Origin of the sequence: Virgibacillus salexigens (genome assembly GCF_014905415.1) — a bacterium.
In the GTDB taxonomy this organism is placed as follows: domain Bacteria; phylum Bacillota; class Bacilli; order Bacillales; family Amphibacillaceae; genus Virgibacillus; species Virgibacillus salexigens.
In genome coordinates this window covers 1-305 of the sequence record NZ_BNEO01000136.1, presented here as the reverse complement: position 1 = coordinate 305, position 305 = coordinate 1, and the positions used below count along the sequence as shown (strand labels likewise).

Genomic DNA, 305 nt, shown 5'->3' with positions numbered 1-305 from the left:
AATAAACTAAAATATTTTAGTTTATTCATCCAATAATTTTTAAACGAATCATCCATCATTTAACTAACCTATTTTATACGATACGAAACCATGGTTTCCCACCAGCATAAACCCATTCAAATCCACCATCAGTCATACTCATGTTTTGACCACCATTAATTGTCATAAGTTCTTCGTCTGAAACAACTTCAAAATTCAATTGATTTTTCATTTGTAAATCTCCTTATATTTTAATAATGTCAGTATACTCCGAAAAAAACATAAATGCAAGAATTTTCGCACAATTACAAATGAAGCCCTTAAAT

General features: G+C 28.5%; 1 protein-coding gene. It reads right to left on the bottom strand.

From position 1 onward, the window contains the following. Positions 1-73 precede the first annotated feature (73 nt). Positions 74-211 carry a lactococcin family bacteriocin gene (locus JKP73_RS22575; protein ID WP_021214958.1) on the bottom strand — a complete coding sequence of 46 codons (138 nt, stop codon included), beginning with the start codon at positions 209-211 and terminating at the stop codon, positions 74-76. Positions 212-305 lie beyond the last annotated feature (94 nt).

Excerpts from the sequence above, each read along its gene's own strand:
- JKP73_RS22575 (WP_021214958.1), bottom strand. The coding sequence starts at position 211 with ATGAAAAATCAATTGAATTTTGAAGTTGTTTCAGACGAAGAACTTATG.